Source organism: Kitasatospora sp. NPDC058032, assembly GCF_042885845.1.
Taxonomy (GTDB): domain Bacteria; phylum Actinomycetota; class Actinomycetes; order Streptomycetales; family Streptomycetaceae; genus Kitasatospora.
In genome coordinates, this window is record NZ_JBHVRK010000002.1 from 388,962 (window position 1) to 406,010 (window position 17,049).

14 protein-coding genes are annotated in these 17,049 nt (G+C 72.6%); 2 read left to right on the forward strand and 12 right to left on the reverse strand.

The features are described from left to right. Positions 1 to 813 (forward strand): LPXTG cell wall anchor domain-containing protein (locus ACFVUH_RS04695; protein ID WP_387911179.1); only part of this gene is annotated, 813 nt, incomplete at its 5' end. A 104-nt stretch (positions 814 to 917) separates the two neighbouring features. Here ACFVUH_RS04695 and ACFVUH_RS04700 read toward each other — a convergent pair. The 6 genes from ACFVUH_RS04700 to ACFVUH_RS04725 form a co-directional block, all read right to left on the reverse strand. Next, positions 918 to 1,763, reverse strand: a complete 846-nt coding sequence (locus tag ACFVUH_RS04700; RefSeq protein WP_355361676.1) for an ABC transporter permease subunit — start codon at positions 1,761 to 1,763, stop codon at positions 918 to 920. A 17-nt stretch (positions 1,764 to 1,780) separates the two neighbouring features. Beyond that, the gene (locus ACFVUH_RS04705; RefSeq protein WP_387911181.1) at positions 1,781 to 4,633 is read right to left on the reverse strand and encodes an alpha/beta fold hydrolase; all 2,853 of its coding nucleotides are present in this window, start codon (positions 4,631 to 4,633) and stop codon (positions 1,781 to 1,783) included. A gap of 109 nt (positions 4,634 to 4,742) precedes the next feature. Next, entirely contained in the window at positions 4,743 to 5,204 is a 462-nt protein-coding gene (locus ACFVUH_RS04710) for a GNAT family N-acetyltransferase (protein WP_387911183.1), read from the reverse strand. 11 nt (positions 5,205 to 5,215) lie between these two features. Further along, on the reverse strand, positions 5,216 to 6,154 hold the full coding sequence (locus ACFVUH_RS04715) for an RluA family pseudouridine synthase (RefSeq protein WP_355361682.1): 939 nt from the start codon (positions 6,152 to 6,154) through the stop codon (positions 5,216 to 5,218). Between the two features lie 71 nt (positions 6,155 to 6,225). Further along, positions 6,226 to 6,945 carry a signal peptidase II gene (gene lspA / locus ACFVUH_RS04720; RefSeq protein WP_355362097.1) on the reverse strand — a complete coding sequence of 240 codons (720 nt, stop codon included), beginning with the start codon at positions 6,943 to 6,945 and terminating at the stop codon, positions 6,226 to 6,228. A gap of 132 nt (positions 6,946 to 7,077) precedes the next feature. After that, on the reverse strand, positions 7,078 to 7,596 hold the full coding sequence (locus tag ACFVUH_RS04725; protein ID WP_387911184.1) for a TraR/DksA family transcriptional regulator: 519 nt from the start codon (positions 7,594 to 7,596) through the stop codon (positions 7,078 to 7,080). A gap of 580 nt (positions 7,597 to 8,176) precedes the next feature. Between ACFVUH_RS04725 and ileS the strand changes: the two genes are divergently transcribed. Continuing rightward, the gene (gene ileS, locus ACFVUH_RS04730; RefSeq protein WP_387911186.1) at positions 8,177 to 11,308 is read left to right on the forward strand and encodes an isoleucine--tRNA ligase; all 3,132 of its coding nucleotides are present in this window, start codon (positions 8,177 to 8,179) and stop codon (positions 11,306 to 11,308) included. A gap of 146 nt (positions 11,309 to 11,454) precedes the next feature. Here ileS and ACFVUH_RS04735 read toward each other — a convergent pair whose 3' ends face one another. From ACFVUH_RS04735 to ftsZ, 6 genes are all read right to left on the reverse strand, one after another. Beyond that, complete coding sequence (locus tag ACFVUH_RS04735) at positions 11,455 to 12,795, reverse strand: DivIVA domain-containing protein (protein WP_387911187.1); 1,341 nt, start codon at positions 12,793 to 12,795, stop codon at positions 11,455 to 11,457. A 59-nt stretch (positions 12,796 to 12,854) separates the two neighbouring features. Continuing rightward, on the reverse strand, positions 12,855 to 13,136 hold the full coding sequence (locus tag ACFVUH_RS04740) for a YggT family protein (RefSeq protein WP_030301231.1): 282 nt from the start codon (positions 13,134 to 13,136) through the stop codon (positions 12,855 to 12,857). Positions 13,137 to 13,228: 92 nt separating this feature from the next. Then, entirely contained in the window at positions 13,229 to 13,831 is a 603-nt protein-coding gene (locus ACFVUH_RS04745) for a cell division protein SepF (RefSeq protein WP_350544118.1), read from the reverse strand. 228 nt (positions 13,832 to 14,059) lie between these two features. Then, on the reverse strand, positions 14,060 to 14,866 hold the full coding sequence (locus ACFVUH_RS04750; protein ID WP_387911188.1) for a YggS family pyridoxal phosphate-dependent enzyme: 807 nt from the start codon (positions 14,864 to 14,866) through the stop codon (positions 14,060 to 14,062). Then, positions 14,866 to 15,597 carry a peptidoglycan editing factor PgeF gene (gene pgeF, locus ACFVUH_RS04755; protein WP_355361693.1) on the reverse strand — a complete coding sequence of 244 codons (732 nt, stop codon included), beginning with the start codon at positions 15,595 to 15,597 and terminating at the stop codon, positions 14,866 to 14,868. Before pgeF ends, ACFVUH_RS04750 begins: the two co-directional genes overlap by 1 nt. Beyond that, positions 15,594 to 16,835, reverse strand: coding sequence for a cell division protein FtsZ (gene ftsZ / locus ACFVUH_RS04760; RefSeq protein WP_387911190.1), 1,242 nt, complete (start codon positions 16,833 to 16,835; stop codon positions 15,594 to 15,596). The genes pgeF and ftsZ overlap by 4 nt, the downstream gene beginning before the upstream one ends. Between the last annotated feature and the right edge of the window lie 214 nt (positions 16,836 to 17,049).

Consider the following 17,049-nt stretch of genomic DNA (forward strand, 5'->3'; position numbering starts at 1 on the left):
CGCGCCACCAAGGTCACCTGCGACCGCACCACCCTCAACCCCGGCGAGAGCACCACCTGCCACGCCGACTACACCGTCACCGAAGCCGACGCCAAGACCGGCCAGGTGACCAACACCGCCCACGCCACCGCCACCGACCCCCAGGGCGGCGAGGTCCGCAGCCCCGACGCACAGGTCACCCTGCCCGTCACCACCGGGGCAACCGCGCTGACCATCACCAAGAAGGCCAACCCCTCCGGCTTGTTGCACGTCGGCGAGACCATCACGTACACCTACACGGTCACCAACAGCGGCACGGCCACGCTGAAGAACCTCACCGTCACCGACGACCGCGCCACCAAGGTCACCTGCGACCGCACCACCCTCAACCCCGGCGAGAGCACCACCTGCCACGCCGACTACACCGTCACCGAAGCCGACGCCAAAGCCGGCCAGGTGACCAACACCGCCCACGCCACCGCCACCGACCCCCAGGGCGGCGAGGTCCGCAGCCCCGACGTGAAGCTCCGCGTCACCGTCCTGCTCTGCCCCCCGAAGGAGCACGACCACAAGGGCTGCCCCAAGCACCCGGGCCACGGCGGTGACCACGGAAAGCCGCCGGGCGACGGCGGCGACCACGGCAAGCCGCCGGCCAACGGCCCCGGCCCGCACCCGGAGCCGCCGCACAACGGCGGCCACCTGCCCGAGACCGGCGCACCGGTCGGCGGTCTGCTCGCGACCGGCGGCCTGCTGGTCGCCGCGGGCGGCCTCCTGATCCTGCGGACCCGGCGCCGCGCGACGGCCGCCACCCCCACCGCCCCGTACGAGAACTGACCGCGTACCGGAGCCGATCGGCCCCGCCCCCGGCCCCCGCGAGGGACGCCGGGGGGCGGGGCCGTCACACGAACCGGTACCGCGCCACGCCTACGACACCGCGCCTACGACACCACGTCCTTGCGGGTGAACCCCCGGAAGGCCAGCGCCAGCAGCACCACCGCGTAGGACAGCGACAGCGAGACGCCCTGCACCATGCCGCCCCACTCCATCCGCGGCTGCAGGGCGTCCGCCCACGCGTACTGCCAGTGCGCCGGAAGCCAGGCCCGCAGGTCCCCGAGCGCCGTGATGGCGTCCAGCACCCCGGTGATGATCGAGCCGAACACCGCCCCGCCGACCGCCCCCAGCGGCGCGTCCGTGGCGGTGGAGAGCCAGAACGCCATCGCGGCGATCACGATCTCGCTCAGGAACACGTAGACCACCGCGACCGCCAGCCGCGGCAGCGCCTCCCCGGCGGTCAGACTGGCCCCGGCCGGCAGCTGGAGGTCCCCCCAGCCGTACGCGGCGGTGCCGACCAGCAGCCCGACCAGCGGCAGCAGCGTCACGGCCACCGCCGAGAAGAGCAGCCCCACCAGGAACTTGCGCACCAGCAGCCGCGCCCGCGGCACCGGCGCCGCCAGCAGGTAGCGCAGCGAGGACCAGCTCGCCTCCGAGGCCACCGTGTCCCCGCAGAACAGCGCGACCGGGATCACCAGCAGGAAGCCGGTGCCCATGAAGAGCATGGTCGCCGCGAAGTTCGGCCCGGAGGAGGTGGCGAGCTCGATGAACGTCGTCCGGTCGGTCCGCCGGGGGGTACCCGCGACCGCGAACGCCGCCAGCACCAGCAGCGGCATCGCGGCCAGCACCCCGCCGATCACCAGCGTCCGGCGCCGCCGCAGCTGACGGACCACCTCGACCCGGAACGGCAGCGTCCGCCCGGCCCGGTAGCCGGCCGCGTGATCGGCCGACACCTCAGCACCCACGGCGCTCACGCCGCACCTCCGATCAGCGACAGGAACGCGTCCTCCAGCCGGCGCTGCGGCCCGGCCGACTCCACCGGCACACCGAGCCGCACCAGCTCGGCGAGCAGCTGACTGCCCGCCATGCCGTCCAGCCGGACGAGCAGCCCGCCCTCGACGGCCTCGGCCGAGCCGACCCCGGCCAGCGCGGCCACCTTGTCGGCCGCCGCCGCCAGCTCCGCCGCCCCGAACGAGGCGTCGGTACCGACCAGCAGCTGCGCGCCCGCGCCGACGATCTCCGCGACCGCGCCGGTGGTGACCAGCCGGCCCCGGTCCATCACCACCAGGTCGGTGCAGCTCTGCTCGACCTCGGCCAGCAGGTGGCTGGAGACGATGACGGTCCTCCCGGCCGCCGCGTACCGGATCATCACCTCGCGCATCTCGCGGATCTGCGGCGGGTCGAGCCCGTTGGTCGGCTCGTCGAGGATCAGCAGGTCCGGCAGGCCGAGCATGGCCTGGGCGATCGCCAGACGCTGCCGCATGCCCTGCGAGTAGGTGCGCACCGCCCGGTCCAGCGCCTCGCCCAGCCCGGCGATGGCCAGCGCCTCCTCCAGGTGCGCGTCCTGCTCCGGGCGGCCGGTGGCCTGCCAGTACAGCCGCAGGTTGGCCCGCCCGGTGAGGTGCGGCAGGAAGCCCGCGCCCTCGACGAACGCGCCGACCCGGGAGAGCACCGGCGCGCCGGGCCGCACCAGGTGGCCGAAGATCCGGATCTCACCGGCGTCCGGCCGGATCAGGCCCATCAGCATCCGCAGCGTGGTGGTCTTGCCCGCGCCGTTGGGTCCCAGCAGGCCGAGCACCTGGCCCTGCTCCACCCGGAAGCCCAGGTCGCGGACGGCGTAGCGGTCGGCGGCGCCCTTGTAGCGCTTGCTCAAACCGGTGATCTGCAGCGGAACCCCGGCGAGCGCCGGGTCGTACGCCGGTCCGTGCGCCCGGCGCGTGCTCCTGGCCGCGCGCAGCCTCGGCACCAGCACCAGCGCGGCGGCCAGCGCGAGCGCGACCAGCGGCAGCACCCAGGTCCGGGACGGCAGCGGCGCCGCCTCGGTGACCAGCCCGTCCACGGTCGGCAGGGTCACCGGTCCGGTGACGGCCGCCCGGTAGGTGGCGGGCTCGACGGGCGAGGCGTACGCGAGGTCGGTGGAGGCGAGCACCAGCCGCAGCCGGTGTCCGGCGTCGAAGGTGTGGTCGACGGTGGGCAGCGCCACCGTGACGTTCCTGCCCTCGGGTGCGTCGGCACCGGTCACCCGCAGCGGCGCGGACAGCTGCTGCGGCAGGCTCTGCTTGCCGTCCGGGGCGACGTCGTACAGCTTGGCGAAGAGCACCGCGTCCGGCCGGTCGGCCCGCACCCGGACCGGCACGGTCGGCTGTCCGGTCAGGTGCACCGAGGAGTCCAGCGGCGCCGACTCGAAGGCGGCGAACTGGCCGGGGAAGTCCAGCGACAGTCCGGCGCCCAGCGAGGAGGCCTGGCTGAGCGCGCCGCCGAAGCCCGGCAGCGCGGAGATGTTGGGCGGCGCCCCGCCCGGCGGGTTGGCGAAGGCCTGCTCCGGCTCGCCGGTGGGTGCCTTCAGCTCGACCTGCCGGGAGCCGGTGCCGCCGAGGCCCGGGTAGGCGTCCGCGCTGGCCCCGCGCAGCACCGCCTGGAAGCCCGTCGAGTCGACCCCGCCGGTCCGGGTCACCCGGAACGCCGGGCCGCTCCCCCCGGCCTTCGCGGCATCGCCCTCGGCGGCGGCACCCTTGGGGCCGTCGCCCTTCAGGAAGCGGTCGAACCACTCCGTCGTCCGGGTGTCCACCCGGTCACTGGTGTCGGTCGCGCCGTCGTGCCCGCCGGCGAACCAGTCCACCGCCACCGGGGCGCCGTTGGCGGCCACCGCCCGGGCGATCGCGTCGCCCTGGTCGAGCGGGAACAGCGAGTCCTGCTGACCCTGGATCACCAGGGTGGGCGCCTTCAGCCGCGCGGCGACCGAGGACGGGCTGGAACGTTCGAGCAGCGCGACGGCCTCGGGGTCGGCGTGCCCGGAGGCCGCCACCCGGTCGTACATCCGGCACAGCTCGTCCAGGAACCGGCCGCAGCCGACCTGCCCGCCGCCCTGGTCGGGTGCCAGGGCCGGCCGCGCCGCGCCGCCGGAGGGTCCGAGCTCGCCCACCGAGCCGGTGGTGAAGAAGATCCCGGCCCACAGCTTCTTGAACACGCCGTCCACGGCGCCCGAGCCGCGCACCCCCTGCGGGAACAGCGCGTCGGCCAGGTTCCACCAGGTGATCGCGCTGGCCACGGCGTCGATCCGGCTGTCGTAGGCCGAGCCGAGCAGCGCCACCGCGCCGCCGTACGAGGCCCCGGTGATCCCCACCCGGGGGTCGCCGGGGCCGTCCAGCTGTACTTCGGGGCGCTGCGCCAGCCAGTCGACCAGGTGCTTGACGTCCTCGACCTCGCGGTCCGGGGCGTTCAGCCCGATCCTGCCGCCGGACCGCCCGAAGCCGCGCGCCGACCAGGTCAGCACCGCGTACCCCTGCCGGGCCAGTTCCCGGGCGCGTTCCCGCTCGCCCTCCTTGGAGCCGCCGAAGCCGTGCCCGAGCAGCACCGCCGGTCGCGGGCTGTCCCCGGTGGTGAAGAAGGAGGTGTCCAGTTGGACGACCTGGGCGCTGCCGGGCGTCTCGGGCATCGCGAGGAAACGATCCTCCTGATGGACGGACTGCTCGCCCCCGGCCGCGACGGCCACCGCCGTCCCGACCCCGGCCACGGCCACCAGGGCCACCGCCCCGGCCACCAGTCTCCGTCCGGCGGCCGTCCCACGGCCTCGCCACCGGCGCCACGCCCCACCGAGCTCCATGGCGGTGATCGTAGCCGCATGCGGAGTAGGCGTCCGATAAAACCACCGCTGCCCACCGGGCCGACCGCTGCGGCCGGGCCGGCCGGTCGGCCCGGCCGCAGCGGCCCGGTTACAGCACCCGGGTCATCGTCCGGTGCGGGATCCCGGCGTCGTCGTACACCGGCCCCTCGGCCAGGTACCCCAGGCGCTCGTAGAACCCGAGCGCCTGCACCTGCGCGTGCAACTCCACCTCGCGCGCCCCGCGCGCCAGCCCGGCGGCCTCCACCGCCCGTACCAGCTCCGCGCCGAGCCCGGTCCCCCGGGCCGCCGCCAGCACCGCGAGCCGGCCGAGCAGCACCCGGCCCTCGATCCCGCCGGTGACCTTCAGCGCCTGCTCGCCGAAGATCAGCCGCACGGTCCCGACCGGCTCACCGTCCGGGCCGATCGCCAGCAGGTGCTCCGAGGTGGAGTCGAGGTCGTCCCACTCCTCCTCCTCGGCGATCCCCTGCTCGACGATGAAGACGTCCCGCCGGACCCCGTGCACCAGCGCGAGGTCGGCCTCGCCGCGCGCCACCCGGATCATCGCCGCCATCCCCGTCGCCCTCAGCTCTCCGAAGCGATGATGTCGAGCGCCTTCCGCAGGTCCGCGGGGTACTCACTGGCGAACTGCACCCACTCGCCGTCCGCCGGGTGCTCGAAGCCGAGCGACACGGCGTGCAGCCACTGCCGGGTCAGGCCGAGCCGCTTGGCGAGCGTCGGGTCGGCCCCGTAGGTGAGGTCGCCGACGCAGGGGTGGCGCAGCGCCGACATGTGGACGCGGATCTGGTGGGTGCGGCCGGTCTCCAGCTTGATGTCCAGCAGCGAGGCGGCCCGGTAGGCCTCGATGAGGTCGTAGTGGGTGACCGACGGCTTGCCCTCGCGGGTGACGGCCCACTTCCAGTCGGAGCTGGGGTGCCGCCCGATCGGCGCGTCGACGGTGCCGCTGAGCGGGTCCGGGTGGCCCTGGACCAGCGTGTGGTACTTCTTCTCGGTCACCCGGTCGTGGAACTGCCGCTTGAGGTCGGTGTAGGCGCGCTCCGACTTGGCCACCACCATCAGCCCGGAGGTGCCGACGTCGAGCCGGTGCACGACGCCCTGGCGCTCGGCGGCGCCGGAGGTGGAGATCCGGTAGCCGGCCGCGGCGAGCCCGCCGATCACGGTGGGGCCGGTCCAGCCGGGGCTGGGGTGGGCGGCGACGCCGACCGGCTTGTCGACGAGCACGATGTCCTCGTCGTCGTGGACGATGCGCATGCCCTCGACCGGCTCGGCGACGATCTGCACCGGCGCGGCGGGCGCCGGGATCTCGACCTCCAGCCAGGAGCCGGCGGTGACCCGGTCGGACTTGCCGGCGACGGCGCCGTCGAGCGTCACCTTCCCGTCGGCGGCCAGCTCGGCGGCCTTGGTCCGGGAGAAGCCGAACATCCGGGCCAGGGCGGCGTCGAGGCGCTCGCCCTCCAGGCCGTCGGGAACGGGGAGGCTGCGGATCTGCGCTGCGGTACTCACCCGTACGAGTATGCCGGACGCGGGCCGCCCCACCGCCCGCTGCCGTCCCGGGCCCGAGGCCCGGGCGGGCGCTACTCGGCCTTGTCGGCCTTCTCGCCCTTCTCGCCCTTCTCCGCCTGCTGGTGCACGGTGCCGTCCGGGTTGCTGCCGCGGAAGGAGAGCAGGACGACGAGGATGCCGCCGCAGACGATCGCCGAGTCGGCGAGGTTGAAGACCGCGAAGTGCTGGACGGAGATGAAGTCCACCACGTGCCCGCGGAAGACGTCGGGCGAGCGGAACAGCCGGTCGGTGAGGTTGCCGAGCGCCCCGCCGAGCAGCAGGCCGAGCGCGATCGCCCAGGGCAGGCTGTACAGCCGCCGGGCGATCCGCCAGATCACCACGATGACGGACGAGGCGATCACGGTGAAGACGACGGTCAGCGCCTGCCCCATGCCGAAGGCGGCGCCGGAGTTGCGGATCACCTGGAAGGTCACCACGTCGCCGATCACCTTGATCGCCGCGTGGTTCTCCAGCCGGGCCACGACCAGCAGCTTGCTGCTGAGGTCGATCAGGAAGGCGAGCAGGGCGACGGCCATCAGCACGCCGACCCGCCGGGGCCCCTTGGGCTCCTCGGTCTGCGCGGGTTCCCCGGTCGGGGCCGGACGCTCGGTCTGCACGGGTGCCTCCGGCTGCGCGGGCGCCTGCGGCTGAGCGGCGGGCGCCTCCCCGTTCTCCGGGGTCCCGGCCACGACATCGGCGGGCGTCGGGACGGCGTCGTCCCGGGTCTGGGGGGAACCTTGCGTACTGATGATCCGCTCCGCTGCCGTGACGTGGGGCCGAGGGCCGGTGGAAGCCCGGTCCAGCGAGGGATCGGGCGACGTTACGGGGTCGAGCCTACGGCAAGCCCGACCCCCCGCGTCGCCCCGGTGGGTCGCCCGGAGTCGTCAGCGGCGTTCCTGCTTGGCCTTGCACTGGACACAGAGCGTCGCCCGCGGGAAGGCCTGCATCCGCGCCTTGCCGATGGCCTGGCCGCAGGACTCGCACGTGCCGAAGCCGACGCCCTCCAGCCGGGCCAGCGCGTGCTCGGTCTGGGCGAGGCTGTCCCGGGCGTTGTTGGCCAGCGCGAGCTCGCTCTCCCGCGAGATGTTCTTCGTCCCGGCGTCCACCTGGTCGTCGCCGGCCCCGTCGTTGGAGTCGCGCATCAGACCGGTGATGGCGGCCTCGGCCGCGCCGATCTCGTGCTGGAGCCGTTCCAGTTCGCTGATCAGCTCGGCGTGCAGCTCGTGGACCTCCGCGGAGGTCCACGGATCCTCGCCGGGTCGGACCGGTAGCTCGGCCGGGTCGACCGATTCGGCGCCCCCGGCGGACCGGGCGGCGGTCCCGGCCGCGGCCGGGGTACGGGTAAGGCCCGGGGCCACGAGGGCGGTGTCGGTGGTGTTCTTGCGCCGTGCGGTAGTGGTCACGGTCCCCTCCCCTGGGTCGCCTGCCACGGCCTTGCGTGCCCGCTTGGTGGCGGTACCCGCGACGGTTGCCTTCTCAGCCATGGCTTCGACCCCATCTACGAACGAATCGAGCCGCCGGTTCCCGGCGGCCTCCAGTGCCGGAACGATAATCCCGATCAAAAACGGTCACAACATGACATACCGACGCCCCACAATGATCCCACCCGGGCAGACGTCACAGCCGCCACGCCCAGCACGCCGAACAGAGTTGTGCCCCTCGCCCCGGCGCGCCGAAACCGACTTGCGACGGCCGATACACTGGGCCTGCAAGGCACAGATGGGGACGAGTACCGCAGTACGCAGCCACCAGCGACCCGGGGACGGTGCGAGCCCGGGGGTGTGCACCGCGCGAAGATCACCCCGGAGCCGCCGGAAGAACGGTCCGCGACGACACTCGTCGGCCCAGTAGACCCGGCCGCAAGCCCAAACAAGAGGGCCGCAGTCAGGACCGCGGCCAAGGAGGGTGGTACCGCGGGACGGCACGCCGTCTCGTCCCTCCGTCGGATCCCGTCCACGCATCCGCCGGAGGTAGACGCCCGCGATGGCCACCACCTACAACCCCGTCCCCGCGCAGGTCGACCTGCCCGCCCTCGAACACCAGATCCTGTCCTTCTGGCAGGACAACAAGGTCTTCCAGCGCAGCCTGGAGCAGTCCGAGGGCCGCCCGGAGTGGGTCTTCTACGAGGGCCCGCCGACCGCCAACGGCATGCCCGGCGCCCACCACATCGAGGCCCGCGTCTTCAAGGACGTCTTCCCCCGCTACCGGACGATGAAGGGCTTCCACGTCGCCCGCAAGGCCGGCTGGGACTGCCACGGCCTCCCGGTCGAGCTGGCCGTCGAGAAGGAGCTGGGCTTCTCCGGCAAGCAGGACATCGAGGCGTTCGGCATCGCCGAGTTCAACGCCAAGTGCCGGGAGTCGGTGACCCGCCACACCGACGCCTTCACCGAGCTGACCACCCGGATGGGCTACTGGGTCGACCTCGACGAGGCCTACCGCACCATGGACCCGTCCTACGTGCAGTCCGTCTGGTGGTCGCTCAAGCAGATCTTCGACAAGGGCCTGCTGGTCCAGGACCACCGGGTCGCCCCCTGGTGCCCGCGCTGCGGCACCGGCCTCTCGGACCACGAGCTGGCCCAGGGCTACGAGACCGTCGTCGACCCCTCGGTCTTCGTCCGCTTCCCGCTGACCAGCGGCCCGCTGGCCGGCCGCGCCGCCCTGCTGGTGTGGACCACCACCCCGTGGACCCTGGTCTCCAACACCGCCGCCGCCGTGCACCCCGAGGTCACCTACGTGGTGGCCACCGACGGCACCGAGCAGCTGGTGGTCGCCGAGCCCCTGCTGGCCAAGGCCCTCGGCGAGGGCTGGGAGCCGACCGGCGAGTCCTTCACCGGCGCCGAGATGGAGCGCTGGGCCTACCGCCGCCCGTTCGACCTGGTCGAGATCGAGAACGCGCACTACGTCCTCAACGCCGACTACGTCACCACCGAGGACGGCACCGGCATCGTCCACCAGTCGCCCGCCTTCGGCGCCGACGACCTCGCGACCTGCCGCAGGTACGGCCTGCCGGTGGTCAACCCGGTGCTGGCCGACGGCACCTTCGCCCCCGGGGTCCCGCTGGTCGGCGGCCAGTTCTTCAAGAAGGCCGACGAGGCCCTGGTCAAGGACCTCCAGGCGCGCGACCTGCTCTTCCGCCACCTGCCGTACGAGCACAGCTACCCGCACTGCTGGCGCTGCCACACCGCGCTGCTCTACTACGCGCAGCCGTCCTGGTACATCCGCACCACCGCGGTCAAGGACGCCCTGATCCGGGAGAACGAGGCCACCAACTGGTTCCCCGAGAACGTCAAGCACGGCCGCTTCGGCGACTGGCTGAACAACAACATCGACTGGGCGCTCAGCCGCAACCGCTACTGGGGCACCCCGCTGCCGATCTGGCGCTGCGAGGAGGGCCACCTCACCTGCGTCGGCTCGCTGGCCGAGCTCACCGAGCTGACCGGCACCGACCAGAGCGACCTCGACCCGCACCGCCCGTACATCGACGAGGTCACCTTCGCCTGCCGCGACTGCGGCGGCACCGCCACCCGGGTCCCCGAGGTCATCGACGCCTGGTACGACTCGGGCTCGATGCCCTTCGCCCAGTACGGCTACCCGTACGAGAACAAGGAGCTGTTCGAGAAGCGCTACCCGGCGCAGTTCATCTCCGAGGCGATCGACCAGACCCGCGGCTGGTTCTACACCCTGATGGCCGTCGGCACCCTGGTGTTCGACAGGAACAGCTACGAGAACGTCGTCTGCCTGGGCCACATCCTGGCCGAGGACGGCCGCAAGATGTCCAAGCACCTGGGCAACATCCTGCAGCCCATCCCGCTGATGGACCAGCACGGAGCCGACGCCGTCCGCTGGTTCATGGCCGCCGGCGGCTCGCCCTGGTCGGCCCGCCGGGTCGGCCACGGCACCATCCAGGAGGTGGTCCGCAAGACCCTCCTCACCTACTGGAACACCGTCGCCTTCCAGGCCCTCTACGCCCGCACCTCCGGCTGGGCGCCGTCCGCGGCCGACCCGGCCCCGGCCGACCGTCCGCAGCTGGACCGCTGGGTGCTCTCCGAGCTGAACACCCTGGTCCGCGAGGTCGACGCGGCCTTCGAGGCGTACGACACCCAGCGCGCCGGCAAGCTGCTCTCCGGCTTCGTCGACGACCTCTCCAATTGGTACGTCCGCCGCGGCCGCCGCCGCTTCTGGCAGGGCGACGCCGCCGCGCTCGCCACCCTGCACGAGGCGCTGGAGACCGTCACCCGGCTGATGGCCCCGCTCACCCCGTTCATCACCGAGCGGGTCTGGCAGGACCTGGTCGTCCCGGTCGTCCCGGACGCGCCGGCCTCGGTCCACCTGGCGAGCTGGCCGCAGGCCGACGAGTCGCTGATCGACGCCGAGCTCTCCCGCCACATGGCGCTGGTCCGCCGCCTGGTCGAACTGGGCCGGGCCACCCGCGCCGAGTCCGGGGTGAAGACCCGTCAGCCGCTGTCCCGCGCGCTGGTCGCCGCCCAGGGCTGGGACGAGCTGCCCGCCGACCTGCGCGCGCAGATCGCCGAGGAGCTCAACGTCTCCGGCCTGGAGTCGCTGGCCAAGGTCGGCGGCTCGCTGGTCGACACCACCGCCAAGGCCAACTTCCGCGCGCTGGGCAAGCGCTTCGGCAAGGGCGTGCAGGACGTCGCCAAGGCGGTCGCCGCCGCGGACGCCGCCAGGCTCGCCACCGAACTGCGGGCCCAGGGCACCACCTCGGTGGAGCTGAACGGCGAGAGCGTCGTCCTCTCCCCCGACGAGGTGATCATCACCGAGACGCCGCGCGAGGGCTGGGCCGTCGCCAACGAGTCCGGCGCCACCGTGGCCCTCGACCTGGCGATCACCCCCGAGCTGAAGCGCCTCGGCATCGCCCGCGACGCGATCCGCCAGATCCAGGAGGCCCGCAAGAACTCCGGCCTGGACGTCGCCGACCGCATCGTCCTGCGCTGGCGGGCCACCGGCGACGAGACCGCGGAGGCCATCGCCGAGCACGGTGCCCTCGTCGCCGAGGAGGTCCTCGCCACCGACTTCGCCGCCGGCGCCGCCGACTGGCAGTCCGACACCTTCTCCGACGACTCGCTCGGCCTCGCCTTCCAGCTCCGCAAGGCCTGACCGACCCCCCGGTGACCGCCGTCGCCTCCCCGGAGGCGGCGGCGGTTCCCCTTCTGCTCCCGTCCTTCCGTTCACGGCGCAGAAAGAAGCGCCCCCTCCCCGACCCCGAAGGGTCGAGAAGGGGGCGCTCCGCCGAACGGCTACCGCTAGTTGTCGCCGTCCTCGTCGATCAGGAAGCCCCGCATCGGCGCGGGAGCCTGCTGCATCGGCTGCGGCGGCTGCGGCCGGACCGCCGCCATCGGCTGGGTCATCCCGGCCGGCTGCATCTGCGGCGCGCCCGAGTTCCCTCCCGAGGCCTGCCCGCCGAAGCCCTGCGCACCCGAGTTCCCGCCGAAGGAGCTCTGCCCGCCGAAGGAGGGCTGGTTCCCGCCGAACGAGGGCTGGCTGCCACCGAAGCTCGGCGACGGGCTGCTCATCGCACCGGCACCGGCCGGAGCCATCGACGACGCGGCCGGCGGCAGCGAAGCGGTGGCCGGGATCCGCGGCGGGGCGAGCGAGTCGTCCGCCTGCGACTCCAGCTGGCGCAGCTGGGTCTCCAGGTAGGACTTCAGGCGCGTCCGGTACTCACGCTCGAACGCCCGCAGGTCCTCGACCTTGCGCTCCAGCGTGGCGCGGGCGGACTCCAGCGAGCCCATCGCGACCCGGTGCTTCTCCTGGGCGTCCCGCTCCAGCGCGTCGGCCTTGGCACGGGCGTCGCGCTCCAGACCCTCGGCACGGCTGCGTGCCTCGCCGACGATCTTGTTGGCCTCGGAACGCGCCTCGGAGATCGCCTGGTCGGCGGTCTGCTGAGCGAGCGCCAGCACGCGGGCGGCGCTGTCGCCACCGGGGCCCTGCTGCTGCATCGGAGCGCCGAGCGGGCCGCCCATCTGCTGCTGCGGACCGCCCATGGGGCCGCCCATCTGCTGCATCTGCTGCTGGCCCATGCCCTGGCCCATGGGGTTGCCCATGCCCTGCGGGCCGCCGGGGCCGCCCATCGGCTGGAGCATCTGACCGCCCATCGGCTGGACCAGCTGCTGCTGGCCGCCCATGGTCTGGCCCATCTGCTGCTGCTGCGGGCCGGGGCCCATCGGGCCGCCCTGACCGGCGGGCAGCTGCGGGGCGCCGGACGGCAGGCCGAGCGGCTGGTTGCCCATCTGCTGCTGCGGGCCGGGGCCCATCTGCTGCTGCGGACCGCCCGGGCCCATCTGCTGCGGGCCACCGGGGCCACCCTGCTGCCCGGGGACCGGCGGGCCGGATATGGCCGCCGGCACCGGGGCGCCGGGGCGCGCGTCCTGCGGCGGCTCCTTGCGCATGTTGGCCTGGTTCTGCGCGGCGGCCCGGGTCGCGGCGGCCAGCTTGGCGCGCAGGTCCTCGTTCTCGCGGAGGAGACGGGTCAGCTCCGCCTCGACCTCGTCGAGGAAGGCATCGACCTCGTCCTCGTCATAGCCTTCGCGCAGGCGGACGGTCGTGAACTGCTTGTTCCGAACGTCCTCGGGGGTCAATGGCATCTCTTCACCTCAACGTGATCGTCGGCACACCGGCATCCTGTCGCATCGCTCACCTACGACTAGGGCCGCACAAGCGAGATCAGGACATACACAATGATCATCAGTACGAAGAAGGACAGGTCGAGCGCCACGCCCCCGAGACGCAGCGGCGGAATGAACCGCCGCAGAAGCTTGAGCGGCGGATCCGTGACAGTGTACGTGGCCTCCAGGACCAGAACCATGGCCTTGCCGGGCCGCCACGAACGCGCGAACTGGAACACCCAGTCCATCACCAGCCGCACGAGCAGGAACACCAGGAAGACGGTCAGTGCGTAATAGAGCACTGCCCACACGATCTCCATCGCGCTTCTCTCTCCCCGATTCCCGGCCCTGGGGCCGCTCGCCTGTCGCTAACTCACTGTCGATCAGATCCACACGTAAAGTCGTGGCCGGGTCAGCTCTGGTTGAAGAACCCACCCTCGGCGATCCGAGCCTTGTCCTCCGCCGTGACATCGACGTTAGCAGGAGACAGGAGGAACACCTTCTGCGTCACGCGCTCGATACTGCCGTGCAGACCGAAGACGAGTCCAGCGGCGAAGTCTACGAGCCGCTTCGCGTCGGTGTCGTCCATCTCCGTGAGATTCATGATCACGGGGGTCCCGCCACGGAACTGTTCGCCGATGGTACGGGCCTCGTTGTAGGTCCTAGGGTGCAGCGTGGTGATGCGGTAGGGCTCTCGTTCGTTCACGACCTTGGGCATGATCACCGGGGCGCTCTTCTCCAGGTTGTGGCGGCGTTCGGGTGTGATGGACGACACTGGGGCCATCCTCGGGGTCTCCTGACGGATCGGGACGGCGGCCGGCACCGGCTGCGGGGTGATCGAGGAGACCGGCGCGGGCGCCGGCGCGGCCGGCCGGGGGATGTCCTCGGTCCGTCCGGTCCGGATCGGCTCGGGGTCCGCGTCGTAGTCGTCATCGGGGTCGTACCCCTGGCCGTCGTACGTCTCGTCCTCCACGAGGCCGAGGTAGACCGCCATCTTGCGCATCGCGCCGGCCATGCTCCTGTCTCCTCCGCTTGTGGTGGACCGGCTCCGTCCCGGCGGCCGGGCCGAGCGGCCCCGCCTTGCGGATTCCGCGGTCCGCCCACGACGCTTCGTCAGGCCGACGGCCGGTCAAAGTTCGTGGATGAGGGCCGCGGAGCTGCGATCCACGGTTGGCTAGCGCTCAGATAAGCTGCTAGCTTCTGTCCTATTTTGTCCTGCAGTCTGATCTACTACCCGGTGACGTTACCCGAGGGGTGACCGCACTCCGAGTACCGCCGTTCCGACGCGCACATGTGTCGCTCCGGCGGCAATGGCCTGCTCAAGGTCACCGCTCATCCCTGCCGACACCATGGTGGCAGCCGGATGGGCGGTCCGTACGGCGGTTGCGATTTCCGCCAGCCGATCGAAGGCCGCCGCCGGGTCGCCGGCCAGCGGACCGGCCAGCGGAGCGACGGTCATCACACCGTCCAGGCGCAGCCCGGGCGTGTCGGCGATCGCGTCGGCCAGCGCCGCGACGTCCGCCGGGGCGACGCCGGCGCGGTGCTCACCCTCGCCGTGCTCCTTGTCGAGCGCGATCTGCACCAGGCAGCCGAGGTCGGCGCGCTCGGCCTTGCGGACCGCCGCGCCGAGCGACTCCACCAGCCGCGGCCGGTCCACCGAGTGGACGTGGTCGGAGTAGCGGACGACCGAGCGGACCTTGTTGGTCTGCAGCTGGCCGACGAAGTGCCAGGCCAGCGGAAGGTTTCTGCACTGCTCCGCCTTGGGCGCGGCGTCCTGGTCACGGTTCTCCGCGACGTCGGTGACGCCCAGACCGGCCAGCAGCGCGGTGTCCTCGGCGGGGTAGGTCTTGGTGACCACGATCAGCCGGACCTCGTCACGCGCCCGGCCGGCGGCGGCGCAGGCGTCGGCGATCCGGCGCTCGACGACCTCCAGGTTGGTGCCCAGTTCCTCGTACCGGGCACGCTGCCCCTCCGTCAGCGCGTCCAGCCAGTCCTTGTCCGGAAACCGATCGGAACCACTCGGGAACGGTCCGTAGATGTCGTTCGTCATCAGTGTTCAGAGCCCAACCAGACGTAGCTCGCGAGCCGGCCCGTGCGCTGCTCGCGGCGGTAGGAGTAGTGATCGGCGGATTCGAGGGTGCAGACCGGTGATCGCACCAGCTCGGTGACACCCACGGCGGCCAGCTGGGCCGCGACTCCCTCCGGCACGTCCAGCGCCGGGGTCCCCCAGGAGGTCTGCGCGTACGCGGCCGGCACCCGGTCGGCGACCTCGGCGCGCAACTGCGCGGGCACCTCGTAGCAGCGGCCGCAGACGGCCGGGCCGGTGGCGGCGACGATCCGCCCGGGCTCGGCGCCGAGCTCCACCATCGCCCGGACCACCGCGGGGACCACCCCGGCGGCGAGGCCGGGCCGTCCGGCGTGGGCGGCGCCCGCCACACCCGCGACCGGGTCGGCCAGCAATACCGGCGTGCAGTCGGCGGTGAGCACCGCCAGCGCCAGCGGCCGGTCGGTGACCACGGCGTCGACGGTCGGGGCCTGCCCGGCCGGCTGCCGCTCCGTCACCACGGCCACCTCGGCCCCGTGCACCTGGTTCATCCAGACCACGTCGGCCGGGTCGAGGCCGAGCGCGCGGGCCGCGATCGCCCGGTTCTCCCGGACGGCCACCGGGTCGTCCCCCACCGCGCCGCCGAGGTTCAGCTCCCCGTACGGCGAAGTGCTCACCCCGCCCCACCGGGTGGTGAAGGCGAAGTGAGCACCGTCGCGGACCGCGTGGTCGATCACTTAAGGAAGTCCGGAACGTCGAGCTCCTCGGCCGGGCTCTCCACGAACGGCTGGCGGGCCGGCTGCACCTGCGGCGGCACCGGGGCGGCGGTCGCGGTGGCCGGGGCCTCGGTCGGGCGGGCCGGGGCGGCGCCCTCGCCCTCCGGACGGGAGGTCACCGAGCCGATGCCGCCGTACGACGGCCGGCCGGCCGGACGCTCGGGGGCGCTGCCGCCGGACGCCGAGGAGGACGACGAGCCGGCCGGGGCCGCGCTCGCCTTGACCACCGGCTCGCGGACGATGGCCGGCGGCTGACCGCCGTCGAAGCCGGCCGCGATGACGGTGACCCGGACCTCGTCGCCGAGGGCGTCGTCGATGACGGCGCCGAAGATGATGTTGGCCTCGGGGTGGGCCGCCTCGCTGACCAGCTGGGCGGACTCGTTGATCTCGAACAGACCGAGGTCCGAGCCACCGGAGATGGAGAGCAGGACGCCGCGGGCGCCGTCGATCGAGGCCTCCAGCAGCGGCGAGGAGATCGCCATCACGGCGGCGGCCTTGGCGCGGTCCTCACCGCGGGCCGAGCCGATGCCCATGAGCGCCGAGCCGGCGTCCGACATGACGGACTTGACGTCGGCGAAGTCGAGGTTGATCAGACCCGGGGTGGTGATCAGGTCGGTGATGCCCTGGACACCGGAGAGCAGGACCTGGTCGGCCGAGCGGAACGCGTCCAGAACGCTGACCTGGCGGTCCGAAATGGACAGCAGCCGGTCGTTGGGGATCACGATGAGGGTGTCGACCTCTTCGCGCAGGGAGGCGATGCCGTCCTCGGCCTGGTTGGCGCGGCGCCGGCCCTCGAAGGTGAACGGGCGGGTGACCACGCCGATGGTGAGCGCGCCCAGCGAGCGGGCGATGTTGGCGACGACCGGCGCGCCGCCCGTGCCGGTGCCGCCGCCCTCACCGGCGGTGACGAAGACCATGTCGGCCCCCTTGAGGACCTCCTCGATCTCCTCGCGGTGGTCCTCGGCGGCCTTGCGGCCGACCTCGGGGTTGGCGCCGGCGCCGAGGCCCCGGGTGAGTTCACGGCCCACATCGAGCTTGACGTCGGCGTCGCTCATGAGGAGGGCCTGCGCATCGGTGTTGATCGCGATGAACTCGACGCCCTTGAGACCGACCTCGATCATCCGGTTGATGGCGTTGACACCACCGCCGCCGATACCGACGACCTTGATGACTGCGAGGTAGTTCTGCGGTGCTGCCACGTCGAAGGCCTCTCGCCTCGAATTTCCGGGTCGGCCCGATGCCCGGTGCGGGCCGAACCGACGGATGTCGATGGGTAGGGAGCCTGGTTTCTGACGTAATGTCCGAAATGCCGACCGCCGACCCCAACCCTAAACTTGACCTTTAGGGTTAGTGCTGTGCCTCTGTCACATCACCAGGGAACACAGTCTGGTGACACAGGACACTAGGTGGCTC

Excerpts from the sequence above, each read along its gene's own strand:
- ACFVUH_RS04705 (WP_387911181.1), bottom strand. The coding sequence starts at position 4,633 with ATGGAGCTCGGTGGGGCGTGGCGCCGGTGGCGAGGCCGTGGGACGGCC.
- ACFVUH_RS04710 (WP_387911183.1), bottom strand. The coding sequence starts at position 5,204 with ATGGCGGCGATGATCCGGGTGGCGCGCGGCGAGGCCGACCTCGCGCTG.
- ileS (WP_387911186.1), top strand. The coding sequence starts at position 8,177 with ATGGCCACCACCTACAACCCCGTCCCCGCGCAGGTCGACCTGCCCGCC.
- ACFVUH_RS04735 (WP_387911187.1), bottom strand. The coding sequence starts at position 12,795 with ATGCCATTGACCCCCGAGGACGTTCGGAACAAGCAGTTCACGACCGTC.
- ACFVUH_RS04740 (WP_030301231.1), bottom strand. The coding sequence starts at position 13,136 with ATGGAGATCGTGTGGGCAGTGCTCTATTACGCACTGACCGTCTTCCTG.
- ACFVUH_RS04745 (WP_350544118.1), bottom strand. The coding sequence starts at position 13,831 with ATGGCCGGCGCGATGCGCAAGATGGCGGTCTACCTCGGCCTCGTGGAG.
- ACFVUH_RS04750 (WP_387911188.1), bottom strand. The coding sequence starts at position 14,866 with ATGACGAACGACATCTACGGACCGTTCCCGAGTGGTTCCGATCGGTTT.